This window comes from Collinsella sp. TF11-5AC (assembly GCF_003436775.1).
Classification (GTDB): domain Bacteria; phylum Actinomycetota; class Coriobacteriia; order Coriobacteriales; family Coriobacteriaceae; genus Collinsella.
Genome location: NZ_QSQO01000001.1, coordinates 17,636 through 42,215, shown reverse-complemented (window position 1 = coordinate 42,215; position 24,580 = coordinate 17,636). Strand labels below are relative to the sequence as shown.

The window sequence follows — 24,580 nt, the reverse complement described above, 5'->3', positions numbered from 1 at the left end:
CCATGGCCGATACGAGTGTCGAGCTCGTTGCGACACTCGAACATGGGACAAACACTACTGATTATTTTGTCCCAGCAACCCACTCATCGGTACAGAAACAAGAGCCCCGCTCGGGTGAACGGGGCTCGGATACATGCATTTGCGCGTCTACTACAGCGCCATCGTGCGAGCGCGGTCGATACGCGCCAGGCAGTCGTCGCGGCCGACGAGCGCCATGGTCTCGCCCAGCGGAGGGCTCACCATGTTGCCGCAGACGGCGACGCGCACGGCCTGGAACACCACGCGCTTCTTGAGGTCCATCTGCTCGGGCAGCGGCTCAAGCGCGGCGTCGATGGCCTCGGCAGTCCACTTGTCCACGCCCTCGAGCGCGGCCTTGGCGGCATCCAGAATGGCGCCCATGCCTTCCTTAGCCAGGCCCTTGTTAACGGATTTCTCGTCATACTCGAGCGTCTCGGCCGTAGCAAAGATGGGAGCGGCGACGGTCACGGCGTCGGCCGGCATCTTGGTGCGCGGCTTGACGATGGCGGCAAGCGCATCAATCCAGTCCTCGCCGTACTCGACGTTGCCCTCGATGAGACCTGCCTCGTGCAGTTCGGGGACCATGATTTCATCGGCAAACTGCGCGTCGGACATGCCGTTGATGTACTCGGCATTGACCCAATCGAGCTTCTTGGGATCGAAGGTCGCCGGGTTCTTGGAGATGCGGTCGAGCGAGAACTTGCTGGCTAGGACATCGCGCGGGATGATCGTGGTCTCGCCGTCGAGCGACCAGCCGAGCAGCGCCAGGTAGTTGACGAAGGCGTCGGAAAGGTAACCGGCGTCGCGGTACTCCTCCACCGAAGTTGCGCCGTGGCGCTTGGAGAGTTTCTTACCGTCGGCGCCCAGGATCATGGAGATGTGGGCGAACGTGGGCACGGGCGCGCCGAGGGCCTCGTAGACCATGACCTGGCGCGGGGTGTTGGACAGGTGGTCGTCGCCGCGGATGACATGGGTGATCTTCATCATAGCGTCGTCGACGACGGTCGCGAAGTTGTACGTGGGCGTGCCATCGGAGCGGAAGATGACAAAGTCGTCGAGCTCCTTGGCGTCGAAGGTCACCTCACCGTGAACGGCGTCGTGGATGACGACGTCGCCGCGGTCCTCGGGCACCTTGATGCGCAGGACGTAGGACTCGCCGGCCTCGATGCGGCGGCGGGCCTCCTCGGGATCAAGATCGCGGCAACGACGCTGATAGCCCTGGAAGGGGTCCTTGCGCTCCTGCGCGGCCTTGCGGTCGGCGTCGAGCTGCTCCTTGGTGCAGAAGCAGGGATAGGCCTTGCCCTCGTCCCAAAGCTTCTGGGCGGCCTGCTTGTACAGGTCCAGGCGCTCGGTCTGGGCATAGGGGCCATAGTCGCCGCCCACCTCGGGACCCTCGTCCCAATCCAGGCCCAGCCAACGCATGGCGCGCAGGATGATCTGCGTGTTCTCGTCGGTGGAGCGGGTGGGGTCGGTGTCGTCGATGCGCAGGATGAACGTGCCGCCGTTTGCGCGGGCGAAAGCCCAGTTATAGATAGCGGTGCGGGCGCCGCCGATGTGCAGCTTGCCCGTCGGTGAGGGTGCAAAGCGGACGCGAACGTCTGATGCCATGGAAATCTCCTCGATTGCAGGATGGATGTCTAACCGCATCAGTATAAAGCATCAAAGCAACCTCCGCACAAAGGGCACCGACACACTCATTGGGGACAGACTTAAATGACCATTCGTTGGGGACATTCTTCGAAGCTAACTGAACAGGAGTGTCCCAAACTGCCGTCACTTGGGGACGTTCCTAGACTGCCGGCAGAAAAGGACCGTCCCCAAGTGACGGCACATAAGGAACGTCCCCAGGTGCCGTAAGAGTGTTCCTATTGGCTGGTCATTTAAGTCTGTCCCCAATGAGTAGGTGCGGAAAGGGTGTGAATGTTTGATTTACGCGCTATGATGTGCCCTTGCATAGAGAGCCCGGCGGAATGGTAACGGTCGCTGGGACACGTTTTTGAAAGGACAATCATGTCAGAAGAACTTCGTTCCATCCCACCCCAACACGGGTCCTTTGTTTTTACGTCGGAGTCGGTGACCGAAGGTCATCCCGATAAGATCGCTGATCAGATCAGTGACGCCGTCCTCGACGCAATCCTCGCCAAAGAAATAGAGCTGCAGGAGCAGGGCTATATTGCGCCCAACGGTGTGCCCGCCAACGTGGAGAACGTCCGCTGCGCCTGCGAGACCCTCGTGACCACCGGCACGGTCATCGTCGCCGGCGAGATTCGCACCCAGGCCTACGTCGACGTACAGGAAATCGCCCGCGGCGTCATCCGCCGCATTGGCTACAACCGCGCCAAGTTCGGTTTTGACTGCGACACCTGCGGCGTTATGAGCCTCATCCACGAGCAGTCGCCCGATATCGCCCAGGGCGTTGACGAGTCCTTCGAGACCCAGACCGGCGCTACCACCGACCCGATCGACCTGATCGGCGCCGGCGACCAGGGCATGATGTTCGGTTATGCCTCCAACGAGACCAAGACCCTCATGCCCATGCCGCACTACCTGGCAAGCCGCCTGGCCGAGCGCCTGGCTGCCGTGCGCCATGACGGAACCCTGCCCTACCTGCGCCCCGACGGCAAGACCCAGGTCACGGTGCGCTACGAGGAAGGCAAGCCCGTGGAGGTCACGACCATCGTCATCTCCACGCAGCACGCCGCCGAGATTGAGGGCATGGGCAAGATCAAGGCCGACCTCATCGAACACGTCATCACCCCGGTCATGGCCGCCGAGAACATGCCGTGGGACAACGCGGACATCTACGTGAACCCCACCGGTCGCTTTGTCGTGGGCGGCCCCATGGGCGACACGGGCCTCACCGGCCGCAAGATCATCGTCGACACCTACGGCGGCTACGGCCGTCACGGCGGCGGCGCCTTTAGCGGCAAGGACTGCACCAAGGTTGACCGCTCCGCCGCGTATGCCGCGCGCTGGGTCGCCAAGAACGTGGTCGCCGCCGGTCTGGCCGACCGCTGCGAAGTCGAGCTTGCCTACGCCATCGGCGTTTCCAAGCCCCTCTCAATCATGGTCGACACCTTCGGTACCGCGCATGTTGCCGAGGACAAGATCGTCGAGGCCGTCGAGAAGACCTTCGACCTGCGCCCGGGCGCGATCATCCGCGACCTGGACCTGCGTCGACCGATCTACGAGAAGACGGCAGCCTACGGCCACTTCGGCCGCGAAGACGCCGACTTCACCTGGGAGAATACCGACCGAGTCGAAGAACTCAAAGCAGCCTGCGGCCTGTAAATAGGTTCGCAGAGCCCAGACAGCAAAGCATTAGAACCAAAAGAAGTACCGGCCCCAACCGGTACTTCTTTTTATTTACACGGTGGTGTGAATATTTCGATGCGCAATGAACAGCACGTCCCCAGCTGATAAATTTTGACATCCAGCCACTCCAACCATGTATCCTAAGTTCTGAGGGCTTTGGTATTTGGTCGGTCGCGAGTTCCGCACGAGCCGGAGGCCACTTAATGTGGCCTCCGTGCGAGCCAGGACTGTAGAGCAGGCGACCAAATACCAAAGCCCTCGGAACGACGGGATAGAACAGGAGCACCCATGGCAGGCAAGCCGCAAACACTAGCTACGACCTCGGCATTCGAGATCTTGGGCCCCGTCATGGTCGGCCCCAGCTCATCGCACACCGCCGGCGCCCTGCGCTGCGCCCAAGTTGCCGCCAGCCTGCTGGAAGGCCGCATCACCAAAGTCACCTTTGGCCTGTGGAATTCCTTCGCCCACACCTACCGCGGCCACGGCACCGACCGCGCTCTCGTCGCGGGCATTCTGGGCCTCGACACCGATGACGAGAACATCAAGCAGGCCTTTGACCTCGCACGTGGGCAGGGCCTCGAATATCACTTTGACATCAAGGGCGACGACGCCTCCATCCACCCCAACACCATCGACATCGATATGGTCGACGCCACGGGCGCCACGGCGCAGGTCCGCGGCGAGAGCTTAGGCGGCGGCAAGATGCGCATCAGCCGCATTAACGGCGTCGGCGTCGACATCTCGGGCATGTATTCCACGCTCTTCGTGGCGCACCAGGACGTCCCCGGCGTGCTCGCAGCGCTCACCAACCTGCTCGCCTACGCCCATGTGAACATCGCCTTCTGCCGCACCTACCGCACCGAAGTGGGCGGCCAGGCCTACTCCGTCTTTGAGACCGACGGCGCCCCCGACGACACCGTCGTCCCCATGCTCCGCAAGCTCGACAATGTCGATTACGCGACCTTTATCGAACTCCCCGGTTCTGCCTCGTCGCTCTCCCCCGGCGTCTCGGCAAAGGAAATCTTCGACGACGGCGAGCAGCTGCTCGATGCGTGCGAGGAACTGGGGCTCAACATCGGCGCCGTCATGGCCGTGCGCGAGGCACGTCTGACCGGCGAGGCACACGCTATCGCCGCCATGCGCCGCGTACTCGACGTCATGCGCGAAGAGACCACAGCCCCCATTTCCAATCCACGGCGCTCGCTCGGCGGCCTCATCGGCGGCGAGGCAAAGCTTGTCGATGCCACCAGCCGAAACGATCTGAGCATAAGCCTGATGGGCGCCGTCCAGACCGACGCCGTGGCCCGCGCCATGGCCGTGCTCGAGCGCTCCGCCACCATGGGCGTGATCGTCGCAGCTCCGACGGCAGGATCCGCGGGTGTTGTGCCCGGCTGCGTGCTGGCGCTCGCAGACCATTTGCAGCTGGACGACGAGCAGGTCATGGATGCCCTTTATTGCGCCGCCGCCATCGGCCTCAACCTCACCACGAGCGCCTGCGTTGCCGGCGCCGAGGGCGGCTGTCAGGCCGAGGTCGGAAGTGCGGCCGCCATGGCCGCCGCCGCGCTGGTGCAGATGCTCGGCGGCACACCCGAGCAGGCGCTCGACGCCAGTTCCATCGCGCTGAGTAATCTGCTGGGCCTCGTTTGTGACCCCGTCGGTGGCCTCGTGGAGGTGCCCTGCCAAAACCGCAACGCCATCGGCGTGGCAGCCGCCTTTAGCTCCGCACAACTCGCCCTCGCCGGCATTAAGAGCCTGGTGCCGTTTGACCAGATGGCACACGTCATGCTCTCGGTGGGCCACGCGTTGCCGGCCACGCTGCGCGAGACGGCAAAGGGCGGCATCGCGCAGGCTCCGGCCGCACTTTCGGCCTGTGCAAAATGCGGTGTGTGCGGATAGCGACAAAGAACGACTCGAAGGTGGGACAAATGTCCCACCTCTTTTGAATGCCACCGTTTCCATACCACAATCAACTAGGTAATCGCTATAATGCAAGCCCAGTAAAAACACGATGAGCCGCAAGGCGAAATTCGAAGGATATGCACACGATGTCGCAAAACGATCGAACTCAACTGATTCCCGATCCGCAGCAGCCGAGCAGGCACACCGGTGGCGTTCAGTCGCCGCGTCCTATCGCGCCGAGCCACGGTCAGGAGCGTGGTGCGGCAAACGCTTCCCAACGCCCGAACCAGCAGCGTCAGCCACGTCAGCAGCGCCAGGCAAACAGCAATACGCCCAAGCAGCCCCCCAAGCACGGTCGAGGCGATCGCGACCCCGCGCGCAAACCCGCCGAGAACAATAAGTCGGGCAAAAAGACGACGCTCTTTGTCGTCCTGGGTCTTATCGTCATTGTCTATATCGTAGGCGTCGTAGCGTTTTCCCAGCTAGCCTACCCCAACACCACCATCGCCGGCGTCGACGTCTCGTTCTCCAACGCTTCGTCTGCCGCCACCAAGGTCAACTCGGCATGGAAGCACTATAAGCTCACCGTGACAGGCGATGACTTTAGCTGGACGTATCAGCCCGAGTCCGATGAGCCCATCGTCGACGGCGAAGCTGCCGCAAAAGAGATCATCAGCCACAACGAAGCCTTTGTATGGCCGGTCCGCCTTGTGGAATCCTTAAGCGGAAAGACCAAAACAACCGCTACCTCCAACGAAGTCGATCTTGATCAAGACGTCGACCTGTCCATGCTCTCCGACACTTTTGACCAAAAGAAGTTTGAGAAGGATCTGGGCGCCGCCATCGACGAGTTTAACGAGGGGCGCTCGGGCACGTTCGAGGCCAATAGCTCCTATGACGAGCAGGCCGGCAAGTTTACCGTCGAGAAGGCGCGCTCCAACGAAAAACTCAACCGCGAGCATGTCATTAAGTATGCCGAGCTCGAGCTTGCCTCGCTGGCCGAGACCGTAGATCTTTCCAAGCTCGGCAACGATGCCTATGAGCCGCTCAATGGAACGCTGACCGATGATCAGATTCAGGCCGCATGCGATGCCGCCAACAACTTCTTGGGCGTCAACGTGACCCTCAAGCTCAACGGCGAGGATGCCGGAAAGGTTGATGGCAGCTCCGTGTTGCAGTGGATCAGCTTTGCCGATCCTGCCAACCCCACGCTCGATACGTCGCAAATCAGCAGCTGGGCAGCCGAGCTCGCGAACGGCTTTAATACCGTGGGCTCCACTCGCTGGTGGACACGCGCCGATGGCAAGCAGTGTGCCGTTGAAGGCGGTGACTTTGGTTGGTCCATCGACAGCAGCTCGCTCGCCAAGCAGGTCGAGGACGCCATTAACAACAAGCAGACCGGCGAAATCGAGATCAAGTACTCCCAGAAGGCCGACACCTTTACCGCAAAGGGAGAGCCCGACTGGAAGGCGTATATCGACGTCGATCTGTCCGAGCAGCACGCGCGCTACTATGACGAGAACGGTAATATCGTTTGGGAGGCCAACTTTATTTCTGGCAAGCCGGGAGAGGACGCCACCCCCGAGGGCGTATGGCAGATCAACAGCAACAATGGCGCCAGCAAGCTTATCGGTGCCAAGGACCCCGAGACCGGCAAGCCCAAATACGAGAGCCCGGTCAGCTATTGGATGCCGTTCGAGGGCAATATGGTCGGATTCCACGACGCCACCTGGCAAAACGACAAGAGCTTCGATAATGCCGAGTCGTACAAGTGGTGCGGCAGCCACGGTTGCATCAACCTGCGCCTGGCCGATGCAAAGGCACTTCACGACTGCATCAAAGTCGGCCTGTGCGTGGTTGTCCACTCGTAGTGCAACGCGCGCATTCCCACAACGTGGAGCCGCTGCGACCAATCTAACAGTTCCGAAAGAATCCGCCATATGCGCCCGCCTTACGCGACGGGCGCATATACTTATTGAGGAACTTTCTATAAAGGAGACGCTATGCCGAATGTCCCCACCATCACCCCAGGCCCGGATGATGCCGAGTACACGCCCGAAGGTGCCACCGAAACGATTCCTTTGATTACAAACGTACATGCCGAAAAGCAGAGCGGACGCACGAACGATACCGCCGAGATTTCCGATGAAGAAGCCTATGCAAAGCTCAAGGCAAAGCGTGCCGAGCGTCGGCGCAAAAAGCTCATCCGACGCGGTATCGCCGTCGGTGTCGTTGTTGCCATCGCGCTCATTGCCATCATCGCAACGCTGGTCATCAACGCGCAACCCGCAGGCACCAACGGACCGGTGACCGACATGGTCACCGAAGGCACGTTTACCACCACAGTCGAAGCCAAGGGACAGCTCAAGCCTATTTCAGCCTCGGTCGTCTCCCCTTCCGTCGATGGTACGGTGGCGCAGATCAACGTGCAGGCCGGACAGAGCGTCAACGAGGGCGACGTGCTCATGACCATTAAGAACGACGCGCTCGATAGCGCTGTTTCCGAGGCGCAGCGCGCGGTCGCGGCCGCCCAGGAAGACCTGAACAATGCAAAGGCGACGCTCGCGGCCGCACAGGCCGCACCGACAACGGACAGTGACGGATCGACCGGCCCATCGGACGCAAACGCCAACGCAAATGCCGTCTCGACCGCCCAGCGCAACCTCTCCTCGGCCCAGGCAACGCTGGAGCAGGCAACTGCAAAGGCGGCCGAGCGCACCGTAAAGGCCCCCAGCTCGGGCAACATCGTCGAGCTCAACGCCAAAGTCGGTGCCACGGTGACCGGAGGCACGATCATGGGCGAAGGCGACACGAGCGGCGGCAAGCAGTGCATGCAAATCGCCGACCTGTCCAAGATGAAGGTGACGGTTCAGGTGGGCGAAAAGGATATCGCCAAAATTGCCGTGGGCCAAAGCGCCAACGTGACCTATCCCGCGTTTCCCGATATCGTGAGTCAGGGCACCGTCACGGCTATCGCCTCGGTGGCAAACTCTGACTCCGGCTCCGGTAGCGGCGGCAGCGTGACCTTTAACGTCGACATCCTCATCGAAGCACCCGACAGTCGCCTTAAGCCGGGTATGACTGCCGAGGTCTCGGTAGTGACCGAGAAGCTCGACGACGTGGTTATGGTGCCGACCATGGCGCTGATGACCGAAGATGGCGAGCACTATTACGTCAATCTGGCCACCGATTCGGAAGGCAAGAAGACGCGCCGCGTGAAGGTGACCGTCGTGACGCAAAACGACAACGAGGCTGTAGTCGGTAAGACGCAGGTCAAGCGCGACGACCAGGGCAACGAGATCAACCCAGACGTCCCGGTTACCAAGTTACGCGACGGCGACACCATCGTGACGGATGCCGGCACAGGCATGACGGCAGACGGCGGCGACAATATGTCTGCCGACGAGGGCAAGTAATGCGTCCCGTCATCGACATCCGCAACGTGCACCGCATCTTTGAGAGCGAGGCCGGTTGCGCCCACATCCTGCACAACGTGAGCCTGGCGGTGAACCCCGGTGAGTTCGTCGCCATCACCGGCCCCTCGGGCTCGGGCAAGTCGACGCTCATGAACATCCTGGGCTGCCTGGACAAGCCGACGGCGGGTGATTATTTCCTGCAAGGGCTCAACGTCGCCGAGCTCGACGATGATGAGCTCACCGAGGTGCGCGCGCTGAGCATCGGCTTTGTCTTTCAGAGTTTTAACTTGCTGCCGCGTCTGACGGTGATCGAAAACGTCATGCTGCCGCTGTCCTACACCAATGTGCCGCGTAGCCAGCGCGAGATGCGCGCCGTGCACGCGCTGCAAGCCGTCACACTGCCGGTCGACCATTGGGACCACCGAATATCGGAACTCTCGGGCGGACAGATGCAGCGCGTCGCCATCGCGCGCGCCCTCGTCAACGACCCGCCCATCATTTTGGCCGACGAGCCAACGGGAAATCTAGACTCGACAACCGGGGCGCTCGTCATGGAAACCTTCCACAAGCTCCAGAAACGCGGCAAGACCATCGTACTCATCACGCATGACCCCGGCATCGCCGCCGAGGCCGATCGAGCCGTAACCATCCGTGACGGGCGAATCCATGACGGCGCATATGTCGCGCATACACCGAATACGTTACGAGGGGCCGTCAACAACCTTCCCGCGATTTCTGCAACCACCAATCAGCCGAAAGGAGCGAAGGCATGAGCACCCGCGATCTTGTCCAAGAAGCCCTTCACTCGCTCGAGGCCAACAAGGGACGCAGCCTGCTCACCATCCTTGGCATCGTCATTGGCATCGCCTCGGTCATCGCCATGACTTCGCTCATCGGCGGCATCCAAAACAGCCTAGTTAACAGCCTGGGCCTCAATGCAGCCCGCATGGTAGAGATCTATTCGTCCCAAGAACTCACCGATTCGGATGTGGAAAAGCTTCGCAAACTGGTGCCGCAGATTGAGCAGATCGGCATCGTCGATAGCGCCTATTCCGAGTACAAGGTCGGGGATAAAAGCTATACCGTCATGGCACACGGCGTCGATAGCGACATGCTCGATGCCGTGGGCGCCAGCAAGATCGTCGCAGGGCGCACCTACAACGGTATCGAGTCAAAATCCGGTGCGCGCGTGGCGCTCATCGGCCGCGGCGGTGCCGAGCAGCTGTACGGTAACGAACAGGACGCACTCGGCAAGACCATCAAGGTGTCGAGCGGAGAAGTGCAAATTGTCGGCGTTATCGATGGTGGCAACGAATCCATGGGTTCGCTGAACCTGTACATGCCACGGGCCGCGATCGCCGAGCTCTACGGCGATGACAATCCGTCGTTTCCGAGCGTGACGGCGCTCGCCGCAGAAGGCACGGATATGGATAGGCTCTGCAAGACCATCGAGTCCAAGGTGCGTAGCATAAAGGGCATCTCGAAGGACGACGAGTACGATAGCGTATCGGTAAGCTCCATGAAAAGCGCTATCGACTCCCTCAATTCCTTTATGGGCGCCTTCTCGCTCATCATGGGAGCGGTTGCCGGCATTTCGCTGCTCGTGGGCGGTATTGGCATTATGAATATGATGCTCACCAACGTGACCGAGCGCATCCGCGAGATCGGTATTCGCCGCGCGCTTGGTGCAAGCCGACGTGATATCACCTCTCAGTTTTTGGCCGAATCCTCGGCACTGTGCGTCACCGGTGGCCTGCTGGGTGTCCTGATTGGCTATCTGCTGGCCTGGGGCCTCGCGATGTTTGCCGCAGGATCAGGGGTTCTCAGCGAGCTCGGCGCCAGCGGGCAAATCACACCGAGCTTTTCAATCGCCACGGTGCTGCTGGCCTTCGCCGTCTCCGTCGGCATCGGCGTAATCTTTGGCTTCTACCCCGCTCGCCGCGCGGCAAAGCTCAACCCGGTGGAGTGCCTACGCTACCAGTAAGCCACCACCAACAAGTTGCGGTGAATTAGGGACTGAATATGCTATCTAGCAGCAAAGACAGACACTATTTCACCGCAACTTATTGAAGGGCTGTTTGCGCCAGTTCTGGGCGTCGTCCTCGAGCTATTGATGGATGACGGGCTTGTACGGGTCGAGCTTGCTCGGGGCGCTCCTCCTCGCGGGCGGGAGGGCGCGCAGGCGCGGCAAGCGCCTAGCGCGCGAACTCCCGTAAGAGCGCGTCTTCCACTTCCCGAAGCGAAAGGGCCCCGCCTCCCTCGGCGGGACGGGTGACCACGATGCAGCGCGCTCCCACGGCGCGCGCTGCGGCGAGCTTCTCAGCCGTGCCGCCCACGGTTCCCGAGTCCTTGGTCACAAGCCACTGGGCGCCCACCTGCCGAAGCATCGCCTCGTTGAGCTCGCGGGTGAAGGGCCCCTGCATGCCGATGACGTGCGACGGCGAAAACCCCGCGTCGATGCACTTCGTTATAGCACCGGGCAGCGGGAGCACACGCACAAAGAAGCGTTCCGCGAAATCGGGGACGCGCGTGTAGGGAGCAAGCTCCTTGCTCCCCGTCGTGAGAAGAACACGACCCGGGTTCTCGGAGAGAAAGCGCGCCGCGCAGGCGATCGACGCGACCGACACGACGCCTTTGGGCAGCGCCTCGACAGGGCGCGCAAGGCGCAGGCATTGTGCACCCACGGCGAGCGAAGCGGCCCGGATGTTGCCGCTTGCGAGCGTAGCGAAGGGGTGCGTGGCGTCGACGACGATGCGCGCGCCGGAAAGCTCGCGATCCATGTCGGCCTCGTCGAGCCTGCCCGCATGCACCTCGATGCCCGGAAGCTCGCCCAAAAGCTCGCCTCCGTACTCGGTTGCCGCGTAGGCACGAGCGGGGATGCCCACCCCGCTCGCCCATTCGCACAGAAGGCGGCCCTCGGTGGTCCCGGCGAAGATGCGCAGCGCCGTCACTTCGGGCCGCCTGTGCGCGTGATCTGGTAGAGTAGCGCGTTCATAATGGCGGCCGCCACGGTCGAGCCGCCCTTGCGACCCCTCGCGACGATGGCCGGCACGCGTCGCGCGAGTAGTTCCTCTTTCGCCTCGACCACGTTCACAAACCCGACCGGCACCCCAACGACGAGAGCGGGCGCGATCTTCCCCGCGTCCATGAGCTCGGCGAGGCGCAGAAGTGCTGTGGGAGCGTTGCCAACGGCCACGATGAGCGGACCCTCGATGCCGCAAGCTTTGTCCATGCTCGCAACGGCGCGAGTCGTGCCCGCGGCGCGCGCAGCCGCGGCGACATCAGGGTCGGCCATGAAGCACACGGCCTTGCAGCCGAGCTTCGCGAGCGCGGGCTTGCTTATGCCTGCGAGCGCCATGTTCGTGTCGGTGAGCACCGTGGCTCCTGCGCGCAGTGCGTCGAGCGCACAGTGCGCGGCGTCATGGGTGAACACGAGGGAATCGGCGTACGAGAAGTCGGCAGTGGTGTGGATGACGCGCTTCACGACGGGCTCTTCGAGCGGCGGGAACGTGCGGCCGCCGAGCTCTTCGGTGATGATCTCGAAGCTGCGCCGCTCGATGTCGCCGGGCGCCATCTCCTTGGAATCCATCTAGTACTCCACTCCTTCCCTTGCACATATCCCCTGCTCGTAGGGATGTTTCTCGCACCGCATCTCGGTTATGTAGTCGGCCTTCTCCACGATCTTGCGGGAAGGCGCGCGCCCGGTGAGCGCTACTTCGACGCCGCGCGCGGACATATCGAGCGCGCGGTCCACGAGCGCCTCGTCGACAAGCCCCTTCGAAAGCGCGTCGAGCGCCTCGTCGAGCACGAGCAGTCCCTCTTGCGCGCCCTCGAGCTCGGCGAGCGCGGAAGCGAGGTTCCCATCGTGCAGCTCGCACGTCGCGGCAAGTTCTTCCGACGTCATCGACCAGGTAAACTTGTCCGACGCCTTCCCCGCGAACACGGGCACGCCGAAATGCTCGGCGAGCAGGCGCACCTCCCCGCTTTCGCCGTCTTTCAGGAACTGCACGACGACGACGCGGCGGCCTGCAGCGAGCATGCGAAGGGCGAGGCCCATCGCCGCCGTGGTCTTGCCTTTGCCGTCGCCATGATACACGTGGATCATACGCCCTCCTCGATAATGCGGTAGACATACTCCATGTCGAGCGCCCCGCGCACGACGTCGGCCAGGCGGTCAAACTCGCGCGCACGGTGATCGGCCGCGGACGCCGCGCCCGCAGCACCCACGACGCTCTCGGGCAGGCCGCGCATGCGCGCGAGCGAGCGCGCGAGGGCGAGCGCCACCCCCGGTTCGTCGAACAGGCCGTGGAGATAGGTTCCGAACACGTTTCCGCAGGCCGCGCCTTCCGGTTTGCCGCCAATCGTGCCCGCAGGAGCGCAGAAGACGGTCGTTTCGCCGTCGTGAATCTCGTACCCGCGCGCCGTCATGCCGTTCCACGCCGAGAACGCGCCTTGGGCGCCCGTGATGCGCAGCTCCGACTGGGCGAGGCGCTTTTCCTCCTTGAACACCGTACTTGCAGGGATGAGCCCGAGCCCGCGCGCGGTGCCAGCGCCTTCCCTGCCGTGCGGGTCGGAAAGCTCGTCTCCCAAAAGCTGGTAGCCTCCGCATATGCCGAGCACCGGCGTGCCCGCGCCCGAAAGCGCGCGTACACAGGCTCCGATGCCGCTAGCCGCAAGCCAGCGCGCGTCGTCGAGCGTAGTCTTCGAGCCGGGAAGCACCACCAGGTCGGGTCGGCCCAGATCGCTCGTCGAGGAAACGTAGCGCACGCCCACGCCGGGCACGCGCGAAAGCGGGTCGAAGTCGGTGAAGTTCGACAGATGCGGAAGACGCACGACGGCGACGTCGATGACGCCGCGCGCCTCGCGGGCAGATAGGCGCGGCGCGAGCGAGTCCTCGTCGTCCAGGTCAAGCGTAAGATACGGCACGACCCCCACGACGGGAACCCCGCACATCTTCTCGAGCGGGGCCAAACCCGGGCACAGGATTTCCACATCGCCGCGGAACTTGTTCACCACAAGCCCCCGCAAAAGCGCGCGGTCCTCGGGCGCAAGGAGCGCGACCGTGCCGTAGAGCTGGGCAAATACCCCGCCCGGGTCGATGTCGCCCGCAAGCAGCACGGGGGAGGACACGGCGCGCGCGAGCCCCATGTTGACGATGTCGTTTTCGGCAAGGTTGATTTCGGCGGGGCTGCCGGCGCCCTCGATGACGATGACGTCGTTATCCTCCGCGAGCGAATCGAACGCCTCCAAAATCTGCGGCATGAGCGCCTTCTTTCGCGCGAAGTAGTCCCTCGCAGCGAAGGCTCCCTGCGCCTTGCCGGCCACGATGAGCTGGCTTCGGTGGCCGCTTTCGGGCTTGAGCAGGATGGGGTTCATGCGCACGTCGGGCGCGATGCCGCACGCCTCGGCCTGCATGATCTGGGCGCGCCCCATCTCGAGCCCGTCGGCCGTGACACCGCTGTTGAGTGCCATGTTCTGGCTCTTGAAGGGAGTCACGCGCAGGCCGTCCTGCGAAAGCACGCGGCACAGCCCCGCCGCAAGCAGGCTCTTCCCCGCGTTCGACATGGTGCCCTGGATCATGATGGGCTTCGCCCTACCCACGGGTATCGACCTCCTTCGCCGAGCCTCGGCCATCCGCGCCCGCCATAGCGCCGCTGAAAGAAGCGCCGCCCCGTTCGTCGGGTTCGCCTTCGCCCGATGCACCTTCCGCCCGAAGCACGCGACTGAACGCCATCGCAAGCCGGGCATTCTCCTTGCGCGTGCGCACCGCGACGCGGCACCAGAAACGGGACAGTACCGAAAACGAGTCGCACGTGCGGACCAAAACCCCCTGTTTATACAGGCGCTCGGGGATGTCTTTCGCCGGCGTGCGGACTAAAAGGAAGTTCGCATCCGACGGCACGACGGAAAGCCCGAGCGAGGAGAGCTCGTGGGAAAGCCACGCTCGCTCGCTCTCCAATACATCGCGCGTGCGCGAGACGTATTCGACGTCTTCCAGGGCGGCGATACCCGCGGCCTCGGCGACCGAAGAGACGGGCCACGCCTGCCCCGCCCGGCGAATCCCCTCGATGAGTTGGGCGTTTCCGCTGATCAGATATCCCAACCGCAACCCCGCCATTCCGTAGAGCTTGGTGAACGCGGAGAGCACGGCCACATGGCGCGAACACGCGGCGCGTGCGGCCACGCTCCTTTCGCGGGCGTCGGGCGCAAATCCGAGGAAGCACTCGTCCACGACGAGCAGCGCGCCCACCTGCTCGCAGCGGCAAGCCGCGGCATCGATCACACGGGGGTCGACGAGGCGCCCCGTCGGGTTGTTCGGATTGCAGAGGTACGCCACGTCTCCCGGCCCCTCGATCGCGCGGGCGAAGGAGGCGGGCACGTCGAAGTCGTCCGCTTCGGAGAGCGGGAACTCCTGCACGCATGCGCCGTAGTACGATGCCGCCTCCGCATATTCAGAGAACGTCGGCGCGCACACGACGATGCGTTTCGGGCGCACCGCCGCTGCGAGCCGCCAGATGATGTCGGACGCGCCCGCGCCGCAGACGATAGTATCTTCGGGAATGCCCTGGTCGCGCGCTAGCGCGCGAACGAGGGCGAGGCTTTCCCTATCGGGGTAGGCGTCGATTCGAGAAAGCGCCTTGCAAGCTGCGGCGACGGCGCGCGGCGAGGGGCCTGCCGGATTCACGTTCACCGAGAAGTCAATGAGGTCGGAGGCACCCCTATCGCAAGCGATGCCGAGCGATTGCGCGCTGCCCCCATGCGTGCGGGCGCGCAGGATTCCCCCGGCAGCCCGGGGCGCGGCGTGGTCTTTCCTCATGCCATCGCCCCCACGGCGAGTACGACCGCCGCGCGCGCGGCGCCGAAGACGACGAGCGCGCATACGGACGCGGCGAGCATGAGCCTTGTCGCCCGGGCGATGTCGCCCCACTCGATTTCGCGGGACGCGTCGCCTATCGTCGGTTTCTCAACGAGCTTGCCGAAATACACCGCGGGTCCTGCCAGGCGCAGTCCGAGCGCACCCGCGCACGCCGACTCGGTCTGCGCCGCGTTCGGGCTCGCATGGCGACGTCTGTCGCGGCGCCAGATGCGCGCCGCCCCGCGCGCGTCGAGCCCGACGATCGGGCACACGGCGATCATGAACAGGGCCGATAACCGCGAGGGAATCCAGTTCACCGCATCGTCGAGGCGCGCCGAGGCGCAGCCGAAGTCGATGTAGCGCTCGTTTTTGTAGCCCACCATGCTGTCGAGCGTGTTCACCGCCTTGTACGCCATGCCCAAGGGCGCACCCCCGATCAAAAGGTAGAAAAGCGGCGCGATGACACCGTCGCTCGCGTTCTCCGCCACCGTTTCCACGGCGGCGCGCGCGACGCCCTGCTCGTCGAGAACAGACGTGTCACGTCCCACGATGAGCCCGACGGCTTCGCGCGCCGCGACAAGTCCGCCCTTCGAGAACGCGCGGGCAACGGCCAGGCTCTGGCGGCGCAGCTCGCATGCCGCGAGAATCTGATAGCTCGCCCATGCCTCGGCCACGAAGCGCAAGCCGGAGTGAACCATGCCGCAAAGATGCAGGATTCCCCAGGTCAAAAGCCCACACGCAAGCGGAAGCGCCACGGCGAGCACAAGCCCTGCGGCGCGCGTACCCGCGGACGTTTGCGGGAATGCGCCCCGCAGGCGGCCTTCGGCCCACGTGATCGCGCGCCCCATGGCGACGACGGGATGGGGAAGCCAGCGCGGGTCGCCGAAGGCAAGGTCGGCCGCGAACCCGGCGGCGACGGCAAGAATCGTCATCACCGGGCATCGCCCCCCGAAGCGGGGCGAACGTCGCGAAGGCAGCGCCCATCCCAAGTGGCGGCCCATGCGCCGCCCGGCTCGGTATGCACGTCGAAGTATCCCATTTTCGGGACAGCTAGCTCGGAGAGCAGCGCTTTCACGGTACCCGCGTGAACGACGAAGACGGCGCGCCCACTCCCCTGGGCGCGCTCCGATTCGCACGCCTCCCGAAACGCCGCGATGACGCGGCGGGTGAAATCGCTCTTGCCCTCGCCATGCGGGCAGCGCGTCTCGCACCAGGAGTCTACCCAGGCGCGATAGCGCGCATCCTCTTTAAGCTCGGCGGCGCTTCGCCCCTCGAAGTCGCCGAAATCCATCTCGCGCAGACCGGGGCACGCCATAAGCTCCGCGTTCGGGAAGAGGATGCGCGCCGTCTGGTCGGTGCGGGCCATGCCGCTCGTGATAACACGGAACACGTCACGATCGCACGCGAGGTCGCGCAAAGCGCGCTCGCCCGCACTCGACAGGGGCTCGTCGGTGCCCGCCCCGCTGTAGCGATGGTCTTCCGTGCCCGCCGTGGCACCATGGCGCACGAAGACGACTTCCAAAGGCGCACCCGCGCCCTGCGTCCCTCGAGGTGCATCGGCAAGGTTTCCTTTGATGACCTGGGGAATCCCGCACGTCATGCGCACGACGACGTCGGCGCGCGCAGCGAGCGCGCATCCCAGGCGCCCCGCGCGCTCGCGCCATTGGGCGTCTTCCGCACGCATAGGGACGACCCCCGAGCCGACCAAGGACAAAATCACTACGTCGAAGCCGATCAGCCGCTCGAGCGCCCGGTCAGCGTCGAGCGCGCGTACGAGTTCCTCAGCACGGTAAGCGACACGGCCGGCAAAAGCCACGGGCACGCCGCCCTCCACAAACTGCGCCGCGTCGAACAAATCGTCTGCCGCGAACCCGAGATTTTCGCGTACGAAGGTCCTCTTCCCCGAATGCGCGCCACCTACCACGAGCATCATAGGAGCATGCCCCCCGCCACCAGCATGGCAAGCATCGCGAGCTCGGCCCATTGCAGAAACCATCCGGCCAAATCCCCCGTCACCCCGCCGAAGCGGGACAGGGCAACATGGCGGTACCACGCGAGCGCCAAAAGCCCCGCCACCGCCATAAGGGCGCCGACGGCCTGAGCGCACGCGACCATCCCTGCAGCCGAAGCCGCAGCGAAAGCGCAAAGCGGCACGACGATAGCCGCGCGCTTCTTCGCAGGCGAGAGCCCCGCGGCCATGCCGTCCGCCCGCGCGGCAGGCCAGCATTCAACGGCGAGTCCCGAAAGCGCGCGGGAGAACACGAGCGAGCACAGAAGCGCGAGGAACGCCCCCGCCGTAAGCGGCAGCGCGGTGAACAGGGAAAACTGCAGAATAAGGTACACAACAACACCGATGACCCCGAAGGCGCCCGCCCGCGGATCGTGCATGATCTCGAGCTTTCGCTCGCGCGGGGCCCAACTTGCAAGCGCATCGGAGGTGTCGCAGAGCCCGTCTAGGTGGATGCCTCCCGTCACCGCCACGGGCAGCGCCACGAGCACGGCCGCGACGATGGTCGCGGGCACGCCGAGCAGGTTCGCAACGTGTCCCCACGCCGTCATGAGGAACCCTTCCGCAAGGCCCACCAGGGGAAACGCGGCAAGCGCATGGGTTGACCCGAAATCGGTCCAGGCCGATGTCGGGACGGGGATGCGCGAGAACGTTCCGAACGCCGCGCCGATTGCCTCTGCTATCTTCACCTTGTAGGTCCTTCACCTTTCATCCACACGGGAATCCCGCATACCACTTCGACTGCGCGGTCGGCCAGCGCCGCCACGCCCGCGTTCACGCGCGCGAGCGCGCGCCTCCATGCCTCGGTCCCCTCATCGTAGCGCATCTCATCGGCGAACACGTCGACGGTGACCACCACCGTATACGCAGCGGCCTGAGCGAGCCGTTCGATGCCTCCGAGCACCTCACGCGCCGCAGCGTCGGGGTCACGTGGGGACAAGCCGCCTTCCGCGAAGAGCTCGTTCGCAACCAGGTTGCCCACGTCCTCCAAAAGAAGCGTGCAGCCGCGCGGAAGCCCGGACACTGCGGCGCCCACGTCACGCGTTCGCTCGAGGGTGGAAAACCCCTTGCCCTCGCGCAGCGCCCGATGGCGCGCGATGCGGCGGGCGCCCTCTTCCCCGAAGGGCTCCATCGTTGCCAGGTACACGCGGGGGCCGTCGTGCCCGAGGCACAGGGACTCGGCGTAGGCGCTCTTGCCGCTCGCGGCGGCGCCGATGACGAGCGTCACCGTCATTTCCCGGCCTCGAAATGCTCGTAAGCAGCCATGCCAGTCGCCGTGAACGTCTTCCCATCCCGGTACACGCGCAGCGCCGAATCCAGAAGGGGGAGATACGCCATGGCGCCCGCGCCCTCGCCCAAGTGCATGCCTGCGTCGAGGGGCGCCTTTATGCCGAGCTCGCGAAGGAGCTCCCGGCTTGCGGGTTCGCTTGATGCGTGGGTGCCCACGAGGTAGCCCAAGGCGTTGGGGCACAGGCGCGCCGCGCACAGGGCCGCCGTGCAGGATATGACCCCGTCGAGGAGCGCCGGCGCCTTCGAGGCCGCGGCCCCCAGGTAGAAGCCGCACATCGCAGCGATGTCGAAGCCGCCCACCTTCGAGAGCACGTCGATCGGGTCGGCGGGATCGGGCGAGTTCGCGTCGATAGCGCGCTCGACCACGTCGCGCTTGCGCGCGAGCGAGGCGTCCGAGAGCCCCGCGCCGCGCCCGACAAGGCTCCGCGCGTCCGCCCGGATGAGCACTGCGGCCACCGCCGCCGAGGTGGTCGTGTTGCCGATGCCCATCTCGCCCGCGGCGAGAAGGCGCACGCCGGCGCGGGCAAGCCCGCACGCGACGGCGATTCCGACCTCGATCGCGCGCACGGCCCCATCGCGAGACATAGCGGAGCCGTGAGCGATGTTGCCGCTCCCCCGCCGCACGTTCGCGCGCACCATGCGCGCGTCTTCTATGCCCCGGGCCATGCCCACGTCGACGGGCACGACCTCGGCACCCGCGAACGCCGCCATGCGGCAGGCGCTCGCGGCCCCCTCGCACATGTTGCGCGCGACGGCTCGCGTCACGTCTTGCCCGCTTTGCGACACGCCTTCGGCAACGACCCCGTTGTCGGAGAAGAATACCGCGAGCGCACGGGGAAACTCGGCCACCTCGGCGCTCCCCTGAGCTGCGGCGATACACGCGACGGCATCTTCAAAGTCGCCCAATCCCCCCAAGGGGTGCGCGATGGAGTCCCACGCGGCGTACGCGGTGGCACGGGCGCACTCGTCTGCGGGCTCGATCCGGGAGAGCGTGGCTTCGAGCACGGCGCCCGGCGCCGACGAGAACGCGCGCTCGACTTCCTCGCGGATGCAGGCAAGCGCGGTTTCGGTTGCTTCAGCCATGCCGTCTCCTCTCTGCAAACGACGCCGCGGCAGACGCGAACGCGCGCGCAACGTCGGGGTTCGCAGGATAGTACACATGCGGGAAGCCCGCAACCAGGGACGGGGTGGTCGACATGCACGGCCAGCCCTTGTCGCGCCGGGGCTTCTGCGCCCAAAAGTCGCCGCCCGGGCAGGTGGACTGCCAGTAGTGGAACTCGTGCGCGCGGATGCGTGTGCCGCGCGGCCCGTAGAGCCCGTCGCGTTGGGAAGTGAGCTCCACGTACCCGAAATGGGACAGCCTTCCCCCGTTCTCGCTTGCGCCCTCAAGGGCGCCCGCAACAGGCCAGCGCCGCCCCTCGCTATCGGCGATTTCGCGCTGCAGGTACAGAAACCCACCGCATTCGGCGACCGTCGGCATGCCGGATTCCACCGCGCGCCGCACCGCCTCGCGCATCGGCGCGTTCTCGGAGAGCTGCCGCGCATGGAGCTCCGGGTAGCCGCCCCCCAGATAGAGGGCGCTTGTCCCCCGGGGCAACTCGCTATCACACAGGGGGCTGAAAAAGGCCAGCTCGCAACCAAGGTCCTCGAGCGCGTGCAGGTTCTCCTCGTAGTAGAACGAGAACGCCTCGTCACGCGCGACGCCGACGATGGGCCGCGCTCCCGCGATCGGCTCCAACCGGTAAGGTTCCTCGCGGATATCGGGGGCCGTCGCAGCTATTTCGAGCAAGCGGTCGACGTCGACGCTCTTTTCCACCAGCTCGGCCATCTTGTCGATGCGCGCGGAGAGCTGCTCGACCTCGTCGGCGGTCACAAGCCCCAGATGCCGGCTTTCGAGCGAGAACGTCTCGTCGGCGGGGATATTCCCCAAAACCGCGACGCCCGTGTGCTTCTCGATCGCAGGCGCCGCGTAGGCGCAGGCAGCGGCGCTCGTCCTGTTCAGCACGACGCCGCGCACGTTCGCACAAGGCAGGAACTCGGCGATGCCGCGGATTACGGCGGCGAGCGATAAAGACGCCCCGCGCCCGTTCACCACTAAAACGACCGGCGTTTCCGTGTCGCGCGCAACCTGGTAGCTGCTCGCTTCGGCCACGCCGGGCGCCATGCCGTCGTAGAAGCCCATGACCCCCTCGAGCACCGCGACATCCGCACCCGCGGCGCCGCGTGCGAGCAGGGCGCGCAGCGTCGGGGCGTCAGCGAAGAAGCCGTCTAAGTTGCCCGAGCGCGCACCCACGACGCGGCGGTGAAAGAGCGGGTCAATGTAGTCGGGGCCACATTTGAAGGCCGCGCATGCAAGGCCGCGACGCGCGAGCGCGCGCAGGAGCGCGCACGTGACGACCGTCTTGCCGCTCCCGCTCGAGGGCGCAGCGACCATGAAGCGCGGGATGGACGTGCTCACCGGGCACCGCCTTCCCCGCCTGCGGCGTTGCAGTTAGCAAGCGAGACCACCTCAACGGATGGTTTCCCCTCGGTAGAGGGGTCCTCCCCGACAGGCGACTCAACAAGCGCCCCGACATCGGCAAGCTCCTCGGCATCCGCGCCCGTACCACGCGCGCTGACGAGGAACACGGGGTTTTGTGCCTTCATAAGATGGTGCGAGCCTACAGCCTCGGCGCGGGCGGCCGACACCTGGCAGGCCTCGAACCCCTTAAAGCGCGAACCCGAGAGGAGCGCGCACGCCTCGGTGAGCGTCTCAACGGTTACGCATGGGACGCACAGGCGAACCTGCGAGTTCTTCTCGAGCGCCGCCTCCACGATGGAGGGAAGCTCGCCCGCGCTCCCGCCGACGAACACGGCGTCGGGGACGGGCAGTTTCGCGAGCGCTTCGGGGGCAACACCGGGGACCGCATGCACGTTGCCGCACCCGAATGCATCCGCGTTCTCTCGGATGAGCCGCACGCCGGCCGCGTTGCGCTCGACCGCCCATACCGACCCCGCTCGCGCGACGAGCGCCGCCTCGATCGACACGCTCCCCGTGCCGGCGCCGACATCCCACACGGTGTCGGTCGCGGTAAGGCGCAGCTTCGCGAGCGCGACGGCGCGCATCTCCTGCTTGGTCATGGGAACGTCGCCGCGGATGAAGAGCTCGTCGGGAATGCCCGAGGAAGCGTACGGCCAGCGGGAGCTCGCGGCGCGGGATGCGCCCGCAGAGTCCGCCGCGAAAGAAGCCGCCGCGGGCGCAAACGCGCCGGCCGGCGCCTCGGAGGCTGCGCTAGAGTTCGCAGGCGACCCGGCGCAGCCTGCGAACTCGATAAGCATCACGTTCAAGTCGTCGAACGTCTGACCTGCGATTTCACTTGCGGTCGCGCAGGTGATGCGCTCGTCGGGGTACGACAGGCGCTCGGCCACCGTCACGCGCGCGTCCTCAAAGCCCGCCTGCACAAGCTCGCCCGAAAGCCGCGAGGGGTCTTCCCCGCCCGACGTGGCGAGGAAGAGCTCACCTGCGCGCTCGGCCTCGGCCACGATGTCGCACGCCACGCCGTGAGCACTCACGAAGCGCCAATCCTGCCATGGACGCGCGAGGCGCGCGGCGAGATACGACGCTGAGCTTATGCCGGGAATGACGCGCACGTCCACCTGCGCGTCGCCGGAGAGCGCCTCCACCAGGCGGCGCGCGCCGCTGAACAGCCCCACATCGCCCGTCATCACGACCACGGCGCGCTGCCACGACGCCGCATCGGTGAGCGCGGCGACGATGTCCGCCGTCTTCACGAGCTCGCATCTCACCACGTCGGGCGGCACGTCGATGCCGACAAGCGCGCGATGAGCGCCGATGACCACGTCGGCGATGTTGATCGCGTCGAGCGCCGCGCGCGAGAGCAAGTCGGGGTTTCCGGGCCCCGCCCCGATGATCGTTACCTTTCGCATGGAATCTCCCGATACCCGCGCGGCGTGACCATACGGCCGCCTACGCGCTTCGTGCCCGCGTTGCCGACGAACACGGTGGTGAACATGTCGGCATCGAACTCCCCCAGCTCGGAGAGCCTGCACATGCCCGACTGCTGCCCCTCGCGCCCGATGTTGCGTACCCAGCCGCAGAGCGTGTCGGGGGCCTTCCATTCGAGCATAATCTTCGCCGCGCGCGAGAGCCTGTCGGCGCGCTTTCTGCTGCGCGGGTTGTACAAACAGATGCAGAAGTCGGCGCTCGCCACGGCGGCGAGCCTGCGCTCGATGACCTCCCACGGCGTGAGCAGGTCGGAGAGCGACACGACCGCGAAGTCGTGGGCAAGCGGGGCGCCGAGCACCGCCGACCCGCTCTGAGCCGCGGTGGCCCCGGCGATAACTTCCACGTCTACATCGGGGTAGTCCTCAGCAAGCTCCAGCACGGGGCTCGCCATGCCGTACACACCCGCGTCACCGCTGCACACGAGCGCCACGGCTTCTCCGCTCTGCGCGCGCGAAAGCGCCAGGCGGCACCGTTCGACCTCGTGCATCATCGGCGTCGCGAGATGCGCCGCGTCGGGCACGGCGGCGAGCGCGAGCTCCACGTATTTCGTGTACCCCACAACGATGTCGGCCGCCTCGAGCGCGCGCCGAGCCGCAATCGTCATGCCGTCGGGGGCGCCCGGGCCGATCCCCACCACGAAGAGCTTTCCCATCACCGCTCCTTAAACGAAAGTTCAATAGTTACCTTGGAAAACGCGACGGTCACGCCGCCGTGAGCGAGCTTCGTGAAGATAAGTTTACCCCCGTCCGCGAGCGCCGCGCGCTCGCACACGTTGTCGACCCCCACCGTCGCGCGCACGAAATCAGATGGCGAAACGCTGCCTTCGACCTGCGACAACTCCTCTGCGGAATACGTCGCGAGTGGGATATTGCGCGCGCGGCAGAAGGCGAGCAGACCCTCCTCGCGCGCCTTCACGTCGATCGTCGCCGCCTCGCGCACGGCCGAAGGCGAGATACCCGCCTGCCCGCACGCGAGAAGAAACGCCTCCCCGATCGCTTCGGCGCACGCACCGCGACGGCACCCTATGCCCGCAACGATGCAGGGCACGACAAGGCGAAGCGGCTCGGGCGCAGGCGCCTGCGCCCGCACGCCCGCCGGCTTCCCCGTCTCACCGGCGGGCACGACATCGCCCGTCGTCTCCGCTGCGCGAACGGACGCACCTGCATTCGCGCCAGCGAACGGCGACACGACAATATCGGCCCGAGCGCGGTCGGACGCAATGTCAACCCCCTCAGGCGGCTGTCCCGAAATCGGCATGTCGGAATAGAGCGCCACGCGCCCGCCCGAAAGCAGCCGCGCCGACACTCGCTTGATGGCCTCGGGATTCGAAACGGCGAGCCCCGCACAGCGCGCCCACGTATCCACCGCCCACACGCCGCGGACGTCGGTCGCCGTGGTGATGACGGGGATGGCCCCTGCCGCGCGTGCCACAGTTTGCGCAAGCTCGTTCGCACCGCCCAAATGCCCCGACAAAAGCGGGACGGCAAAGCGCCCCGCCTCGTCGATCGCCACAACCGCGGAATCGCTTGCCTTCGAGGCGACATGCGGCGCGATCGCCCGCACGGCGATGCCCGCCGCGCCCACGAACAGAAGCGCGTCCGACGCTTCCCACGCGAGCGCCGTCCATGCGCGCAGGTCGGCCTTCCCCTCGCCGAACCCGCGCGAAACGGAAACGTCCCAGCCAGGGTCATCTTCACCTGTCTGCGCGCAATCGGAAAGCGCGTGTGCGGTGCGCTCCGCCAACGCATACCCCCTCTCAGTGAACGCTATGC

General features: G+C 65.2%; 21 protein-coding genes. 6 read left to right on the top strand and 15 right to left on the bottom strand.

The features are described from left to right. Window positions 1-150 precede the first annotated feature (150 nt). The gene (gene gltX / locus DXD16_RS00195) at window positions 151-1,626 is read right to left on the bottom strand and encodes a glutamate--tRNA ligase (RefSeq protein WP_117564086.1); all 1,476 of its coding nucleotides are present in this window, start codon (window positions 1,624-1,626) and stop codon (window positions 151-153) included. Window positions 1,627-2,028: 402 nt separating this feature from the next. Between gltX and metK the strand changes: the two genes are divergently transcribed. From metK to DXD16_RS00165, 6 genes are all read left to right on the top strand, one after another. Beyond that, window positions 2,029-3,309: a methionine adenosyltransferase gene (metK, locus tag DXD16_RS00190; RefSeq protein ID WP_117564087.1), complete on the top strand. Its 1,281-nt coding sequence runs from the start codon at window positions 2,029-2,031 to the stop codon at window positions 3,307-3,309. Between the two features lie 312 nt (window positions 3,310-3,621). Further along, window positions 3,622-5,229, top strand: a complete 1,608-nt coding sequence (gene sdaAA, locus DXD16_RS00185) for an L-serine ammonia-lyase, iron-sulfur-dependent, subunit alpha (RefSeq protein WP_117654706.1) — start codon at window positions 3,622-3,624, stop codon at window positions 5,227-5,229. A 149-nt stretch (window positions 5,230-5,378) separates the two neighbouring features. Continuing rightward, complete coding sequence (locus DXD16_RS00180; RefSeq protein WP_158548922.1) at window positions 5,379-7,103, top strand: L,D-transpeptidase; 1,725 nt, start codon at window positions 5,379-5,381, stop codon at window positions 7,101-7,103. Window positions 7,104-7,235: 132 nt separating this feature from the next. Beyond that, window positions 7,236-8,648 (top strand): efflux RND transporter periplasmic adaptor subunit, encoded by a 1,413-nt coding sequence (locus tag DXD16_RS00175; RefSeq protein ID WP_117654705.1) that lies wholly within the window; start codon window positions 7,236-7,238, stop codon window positions 8,646-8,648. Further along, window positions 8,648-9,421 (top strand): ABC transporter ATP-binding protein, encoded by a 774-nt coding sequence (locus tag DXD16_RS00170; protein WP_117654704.1) that lies wholly within the window; start codon window positions 8,648-8,650, stop codon window positions 9,419-9,421. Before DXD16_RS00175 ends, DXD16_RS00170 begins: the two co-directional genes overlap by 1 nt. Continuing rightward, window positions 9,418-10,632, top strand: a complete 1,215-nt coding sequence (locus DXD16_RS00165) for an ABC transporter permease (protein ID WP_117654703.1) — start codon at window positions 9,418-9,420, stop codon at window positions 10,630-10,632. Before DXD16_RS00170 ends, DXD16_RS00165 begins: the two co-directional genes overlap by 4 nt. A gap of 211 nt (window positions 10,633-10,843) precedes the next feature. On the opposite strand, the gene cobK is transcribed toward DXD16_RS00165, so the two are convergent. The 14 genes from cobK to DXD16_RS00095 are packed head-to-tail and all read right to left on the bottom strand — an operon-like array spanning window position 10,844 to window position 24,551. After that, window positions 10,844-11,599: a precorrin-6A reductase gene (cobK, locus tag DXD16_RS00160; protein ID WP_117635183.1), complete on the bottom strand. Its 756-nt coding sequence runs from the start codon at window positions 11,597-11,599 to the stop codon at window positions 10,844-10,846. Continuing rightward, entirely contained in the window at window positions 11,596-12,237 is a 642-nt protein-coding gene (locus DXD16_RS00155; protein WP_117647861.1) for a precorrin-8X methylmutase, read from the bottom strand. Before DXD16_RS00155 ends, cobK begins: the two co-directional genes overlap by 4 nt. Next, window positions 12,238-12,753, bottom strand: a complete 516-nt coding sequence (locus DXD16_RS00150) for a cob(I)yrinic acid a,c-diamide adenosyltransferase (RefSeq protein WP_117639409.1) — start codon at window positions 12,751-12,753, stop codon at window positions 12,238-12,240. Then, the gene (locus tag DXD16_RS00145) at window positions 12,750-14,249 is read right to left on the bottom strand and encodes a cobyric acid synthase (protein ID WP_233502538.1); all 1,500 of its coding nucleotides are present in this window, start codon (window positions 14,247-14,249) and stop codon (window positions 12,750-12,752) included. The genes DXD16_RS00150 and DXD16_RS00145 overlap by 4 nt, the downstream gene beginning before the upstream one ends. Next, window positions 14,242-15,465, bottom strand: a complete 1,224-nt coding sequence (locus tag DXD16_RS00140) for a histidinol-phosphate transaminase (RefSeq protein WP_158551469.1) — start codon at window positions 15,463-15,465, stop codon at window positions 14,242-14,244. Before DXD16_RS00140 ends, DXD16_RS00145 begins: the two co-directional genes overlap by 8 nt. Next, complete coding sequence (gene cbiB, locus DXD16_RS00135) at window positions 15,462-16,436, bottom strand: adenosylcobinamide-phosphate synthase CbiB (RefSeq protein ID WP_117654700.1); 975 nt, start codon at window positions 16,434-16,436, stop codon at window positions 15,462-15,464. Before cbiB ends, DXD16_RS00140 begins: the two co-directional genes overlap by 4 nt. Next, window positions 16,436-17,437 (bottom strand): histidine phosphatase family protein, encoded by a 1,002-nt coding sequence (locus DXD16_RS00130; protein ID WP_117654699.1) that lies wholly within the window; start codon window positions 17,435-17,437, stop codon window positions 16,436-16,438. The genes cbiB and DXD16_RS00130 overlap by 1 nt, the downstream gene beginning before the upstream one ends. Then, window positions 17,434-18,201 (bottom strand): adenosylcobinamide-GDP ribazoletransferase, encoded by a 768-nt coding sequence (gene cobS, locus DXD16_RS00125; RefSeq protein WP_117654698.1) that lies wholly within the window; start codon window positions 18,199-18,201, stop codon window positions 17,434-17,436. Before cobS ends, DXD16_RS00130 begins: the two co-directional genes overlap by 4 nt. Further along, window positions 18,198-18,746, bottom strand: coding sequence for a bifunctional adenosylcobinamide kinase/adenosylcobinamide-phosphate guanylyltransferase (locus DXD16_RS00120; RefSeq protein ID WP_117654697.1), 549 nt, complete (start codon window positions 18,744-18,746; stop codon window positions 18,198-18,200). Before DXD16_RS00120 ends, cobS begins: the two co-directional genes overlap by 4 nt. After that, window positions 18,743-19,885: a nicotinate-nucleotide--dimethylbenzimidazole phosphoribosyltransferase gene (gene cobT / locus DXD16_RS00115; RefSeq protein ID WP_117654696.1), complete on the bottom strand. Its 1,143-nt coding sequence runs from the start codon at window positions 19,883-19,885 to the stop codon at window positions 18,743-18,745. The genes DXD16_RS00120 and cobT overlap by 4 nt, the downstream gene beginning before the upstream one ends. Then, window positions 19,878-21,260 carry a cobyrinate a,c-diamide synthase gene (locus tag DXD16_RS00110; protein WP_233502537.1) on the bottom strand — a complete coding sequence of 461 codons (1,383 nt, stop codon included), beginning with the start codon at window positions 21,258-21,260 and terminating at the stop codon, window positions 19,878-19,880. Before DXD16_RS00110 ends, cobT begins: the two co-directional genes overlap by 8 nt. Further along, window positions 21,257-22,729, bottom strand: coding sequence for a precorrin-6y C5,15-methyltransferase (decarboxylating) subunit CbiE (gene cbiE, locus DXD16_RS00105; protein WP_117654695.1), 1,473 nt, complete (start codon window positions 22,727-22,729; stop codon window positions 21,257-21,259). Before cbiE ends, DXD16_RS00110 begins: the two co-directional genes overlap by 4 nt. Further along, a complete protein-coding gene (gene cobJ, locus DXD16_RS00100; protein ID WP_117654694.1) occupies window positions 22,717-23,460 on the bottom strand; it encodes a precorrin-3B C(17)-methyltransferase in 744 nt (247 codons plus the stop codon). Before cobJ ends, cbiE begins: the two co-directional genes overlap by 13 nt. Next, on the bottom strand, window positions 23,460-24,551 hold the full coding sequence (locus tag DXD16_RS00095) for a cobalt-precorrin 5A hydrolase (RefSeq protein ID WP_233502536.1): 1,092 nt from the start codon (window positions 24,549-24,551) through the stop codon (window positions 23,460-23,462). The genes cobJ and DXD16_RS00095 overlap by 1 nt, the downstream gene beginning before the upstream one ends. Window positions 24,552-24,580 lie beyond the last annotated feature (29 nt).

What these genes read in the sequence shown, in the direction of transcription:
- gltX (WP_117564086.1), bottom strand. Translation starts at nt 1,626, where the DNA reads ATGGCATCAGACGTTCGCGTCCGCTTTGCACCCTCACCGACGGGCAAG.
- metK (WP_117564087.1), top strand. Translation starts at nt 2,029, where the DNA reads ATGTCAGAAGAACTTCGTTCCATCCCACCCCAACACGGGTCCTTTGTT.
- sdaAA (WP_117654706.1), top strand. Translation starts at nt 3,622, where the DNA reads ATGGCAGGCAAGCCGCAAACACTAGCTACGACCTCGGCATTCGAGATC.
- DXD16_RS00180 (WP_158548922.1), top strand. Translation starts at nt 5,379, where the DNA reads ATGTCGCAAAACGATCGAACTCAACTGATTCCCGATCCGCAGCAGCCG.
- DXD16_RS00175 (WP_117654705.1), top strand. Translation starts at nt 7,236, where the DNA reads ATGCCGAATGTCCCCACCATCACCCCAGGCCCGGATGATGCCGAGTAC.
- DXD16_RS00170 (WP_117654704.1), top strand. Translation starts at nt 8,648, where the DNA reads ATGCGTCCCGTCATCGACATCCGCAACGTGCACCGCATCTTTGAGAGC.
- DXD16_RS00165 (WP_117654703.1), top strand. Translation starts at nt 9,418, where the DNA reads ATGAGCACCCGCGATCTTGTCCAAGAAGCCCTTCACTCGCTCGAGGCC.
- DXD16_RS00155 (WP_117647861.1), bottom strand. Translation starts at nt 12,237, where the DNA reads ATGGATTCCAAGGAGATGGCGCCCGGCGACATCGAGCGGCGCAGCTTC.
- DXD16_RS00150 (WP_117639409.1), bottom strand. Translation starts at nt 12,753, where the DNA reads ATGATCCACGTGTATCATGGCGACGGCAAAGGCAAGACCACGGCGGCG.
- DXD16_RS00140 (WP_158551469.1), bottom strand. Translation starts at nt 15,465, where the DNA reads ATGAGGAAAGACCACGCCGCGCCCCGGGCTGCCGGGGGAATCCTGCGC.
- cbiB (WP_117654700.1), bottom strand. Translation starts at nt 16,436, where the DNA reads ATGACGATTCTTGCCGTCGCCGCCGGGTTCGCGGCCGACCTTGCCTTC.
- DXD16_RS00130 (WP_117654699.1), bottom strand. Translation starts at nt 17,437, where the DNA reads ATGATGCTCGTGGTAGGTGGCGCGCATTCGGGGAAGAGGACCTTCGTA.
- DXD16_RS00120 (WP_117654697.1), bottom strand. Translation starts at nt 18,746, where the DNA reads ATGACGGTGACGCTCGTCATCGGCGCCGCCGCGAGCGGCAAGAGCGCC.
- cobT (WP_117654696.1), bottom strand. Translation starts at nt 19,885, where the DNA reads ATGGCTGAAGCAACCGAAACCGCGCTTGCCTGCATCCGCGAGGAAGTC.
- cbiE (WP_117654695.1), bottom strand. Translation starts at nt 22,729, where the DNA reads ATGCGAAAGGTAACGATCATCGGGGCGGGGCCCGGAAACCCCGACTTG.
- cobJ (WP_117654694.1), bottom strand. Translation starts at nt 23,460, where the DNA reads ATGGGAAAGCTCTTCGTGGTGGGGATCGGCCCGGGCGCCCCCGACGGC.